4 protein-coding genes are annotated in these 3,277 nt (G+C 33.1%); all 4 read right to left on the reverse strand.

Annotated elements, in window-relative coordinates; translation table 11 throughout:
- Positions 1–137: 137 nt before the first annotated feature.
- The gene (locus B5E87_RS14645) at positions 138–395 is read right to left on the reverse strand and encodes a hypothetical protein (protein WP_158095638.1); all 258 of its coding nucleotides are present in this window, start codon (positions 393–395) and stop codon (positions 138–140) included.
- A 61-nt stretch (positions 396–456) separates the two neighbouring features.
- On the reverse strand, positions 457–1,260 hold the full coding sequence (locus tag B5E87_RS14650; protein WP_087246144.1) for an ExeA family protein: 804 nt from the start codon (positions 1,258–1,260) through the stop codon (positions 457–459).
- A 1-nt stretch (position 1,261) separates the two neighbouring features.
- Positions 1,262–2,503, reverse strand: a complete 1,242-nt coding sequence (locus B5E87_RS14655; RefSeq protein ID WP_087246146.1) for a DDE-type integrase/transposase/recombinase — start codon at positions 2,501–2,503, stop codon at positions 1,262–1,264.
- Positions 2,504–2,561: 58 nt separating this feature from the next.
- Positions 2,562–3,125: a DUF6431 domain-containing protein gene (locus B5E87_RS15750; RefSeq protein WP_479684554.1), complete on the reverse strand. Its 564-nt coding sequence runs from the start codon at positions 3,123–3,125 to the stop codon at positions 2,562–2,564.
- Positions 3,126–3,277 lie beyond the last annotated feature (152 nt).

Raw genomic sequence — 3,277 nt, forward strand, 5'->3', positions numbered from 1 at the left:
TGTTGAATGCCAAATTAAATGATAAATAGTTCTTCAATTTATTTTGTTAGAATACAAGGTGAGATAACTGTAATATTCATATTAAATTGTCCTGGCTATTCATATTATTTGCTACGTGAGATAACTAAAAAATGCATCTAGGATGCACTTTTTTTGTTATAGTTTTCAAACACCGATTTGATTCCATATGCAATTCTAAGACTTATATCTAAATCTTCGAACACCTCGTATATTGCCTCTGTATTCCAGAATATATCCGTTGGGTGGGCAAGCCCTATTGTCATATCTCTCATAACGAAACATATTTCCCAGTCAAGTTCATTCTCTATTAAACGACACCATTCACTTCGATTATCAATGACAATATCAAATGAATAATAAACGAACGTTTCCATGCTCCTGATTGTACCAACACATTTGACCTCATCTTTATTTTTATATATATAATCCATTTTCTTATCCCAACTCATTATCATTAAAGGCCATCATGACAGTATCTGTATCTATGACATTCTGATTTCTATTATTGCCTGCCAATAGACTTTTATTGCACAATTGATTAATCAATCGTGGTACACCATTTGATGCATTTATAATGGCCTCTACAGCACTTGCTTCAAATACCTGTTGATGGCATCCAGCTCCTTTAAGCTTCTCCTGAATATATTTTCGTGATTCCTCTTTGTTGAGATTTTCTATATGATAGTTCATGACTATTCTCTGTTTTAATGGCTCATGTATCGCCAAATTAAACGTATTATTGAGCTGCGGTAGTCCTGCTAACAGAACGACTGCCTGATCACTTGAATCCATTTCAAAATTAAAGAGTATTTTTAGATCGTTAAGTATTCCATTTCTTAAATAGTTTGCTTCATCGAGAATGATAATCAGTGTCATTCTTTTTTCGATAGTATATCTTTCTATGGCTTTTTGAATGGCCTTGAAATTATCGCTTTTTCGATGATATGCTTCCAGTCCCAATGCTTCTGCCAGTTGTCTATAGAATTCCATCACTGTTAATGTTGACATGGGTATATAGATAACTTTATATGCTGATTGATTAAGACTCTTGACCCAATGCCTTATCATGGTTGTTTTGCCTCGACCTGGCCCTCCAGTTAAGACACCAAATCCTTTTGTCTGTACAAGATAGTTCAATCTGAATATCAGCTCCTTATAATCATTTGTTTCTACTAGGACGTCTTTTGAATTCTTGATGAATGGATTGAATTCCAGTCCATATCTGCTGGTATAGTTCATGTTATTTTTCCTCCGTAAATTTTATTTTATTTCGTTTAACAGTTGCATTTGCCTGTTTGTCAAGCAGATGTATTTCTTCCAGTTCACCTGTTTCCTTATCGACGATATAAATTTTAGATAAATCTGGTGAATATCTTAAAAGCAGTTTCTGTCCTGCATATCTGTAATTGACCTCATATTCTTTTTGATCTATCATGATGACGTTATCGTTAGATACTTTTCTCTCTTTTTCTATAAGGAATATTTTGTCTATCTTTTCATCATCATATCTTTGGATGAGTGATGATTCTTCAAAGAATCTATCCTGTGGTGTCTTTTTGTTCAAGGACCTGTGGATGGTTTGATTATATCGTTGCACATACTGCATTAATGATTCCCTCAATTCATCAAGACTCTTATAATCATTCATATGAAGTCCTGACATCCATTGTTCCTTCATCGTTTTAAACCATCTTTCTATCTTGGCTTTTGATGTAGGTGTCCTTACGGCACAGTAATTGATAACTGTTCCCATTCGTGCTGCTAATAATGTCATTTGATTGCATCTGTAATTTGCACCATTGTCGAAGTTAAATATCTTTGGTTTTCCATGCTTTTTTACCGCACTTTTAATGACACTCATCAGATTTATGTAATTATCATTTAAGAATATATCTATGCCAACGATATATCTTGAGGCATCATCTATTAATGCGATAATATATGTTCGCTCTTTTTTTCCATCAATTTTGAGGTATGGTCCTACACTCGAATCCCCACACCAGACTTCATTGATATGTTTTCTTTCATATCTTCGCATATCCTTGTTTTTTGTAGGTGTATCTTCTTTTTTTAGTCGATTGACGACTCTATTAACAGTGGATAAGGATATTTCTTTTGTCCTGATAGTACCATTGTCTTTTAGCTTCTGATAAACGAGTGTCGCAGGTAGTCTGGGATATTCCTTAATTAAATAGGATATTTGAGTCATGATATCCTCATCTACCTTTCTATATGTCGCCTTATCACTTCTTGACTGTGGCTTCAATCCATCAAAGCCATTTTTCATATATGCTCGATACCATCTTGCAATCGTATATGCACTTATCTTATAGTCCTCACCATTTGGATGCTCATATACCCTGGAAGCTGCCTGATTAAAAAATGCTGACTTGGATAAATTATCATCAATTGTCCCAGTGACCAGCGGGGCTATGATTCCATATCGAAATAAAGCGATATCTGTTGATTTTTTTGCGTTCATTTGCCTTGTTCCTCCTTATACAGCTGCCATTGTATATGAAGTTTAAGGTATTCGAAAGTTAGGCTATGTGGGTAAGATTATATAGAATATTTGGTGTGCATTTAATTTGCATAAACTGTCTTTTAAAATGAAAAAAGCACTGAAAAACCAAAGAACTATCTAATTGAATATTTTCAGATAGTAGTCTTTGTTTCCAATGCATCGAATACTGTTTCTTTATGTAAGAAATATTAGATTCATCTATATTTGGGTTCTCAATCATAAGCTGATTTAAATCCTGCATAGTATTTGAGCGAATAATGGATAGAGTGTCATGAAATAGAATTTGACTATAAGGAATAATGATAGATAGTAAAAATGCATGTGTATGATTACAATGCTTACATTTGAATCTTTGGATTTTAAGGGGAATGATGCCATCTGGTGTTTTTATTTTGCGCGTATAAAAGCCATGCTTGATAAGATGTCCTTTATGATGACATGAACATTCTAGAGAAGCGATATTAAGATCTTCAAGACATTCATTATAAAATGTTTGCATTTTAGAAAAGTTTTGATTGAATGTGTTTGAGTAATAAGTTATCATATAAGTGTTCTTTGAACAGAGGATAAAGGCTAGCATTGGCGTGAGAGGCTTTATCCTTTTCCTTTCCAGCTATTATCATACTAAAATAGTCTTATCATTTAAAGTGATTATTTCTTATTCATTCACTTTGATAAGACTTTTTCTTTTATTTTGACTATTTTCTTTATTTTTCTTTTTATTTAATTTGG

The sequence above is a fragment of the Massilimicrobiota sp. An142 genome (genome assembly GCF_002160725.1).
Lineage (GTDB): Bacteria > Bacillota_I > Bacilli_A > Erysipelotrichales > Coprobacillaceae > Allocoprobacillus > Allocoprobacillus merdigallinarum.

What these genes read in the sequence shown, in the direction of transcription:
- B5E87_RS14655 (WP_087246146.1), bottom strand. Translation starts at nt 2,503, where the DNA reads ATGAACGCAAAAAAATCAACAGATATCGCTTTATTTCGATATGGAATC.
- B5E87_RS14650 (WP_087246144.1), bottom strand. Translation starts at nt 1,260, where the DNA reads ATGAACTATACCAGCAGATATGGACTGGAATTCAATCCATTCATCAAG.
- B5E87_RS14645 (WP_158095638.1), bottom strand. Translation starts at nt 395, where the DNA reads ATGGAAACGTTCGTTTATTATTCATTTGATATTGTCATTGATAATCGA.
- B5E87_RS15750 (WP_479684554.1), bottom strand. Translation starts at nt 3,125, where the DNA reads ATGCTAGCCTTTATCCTCTGTTCAAAGAACACTTATATGATAACTTAT.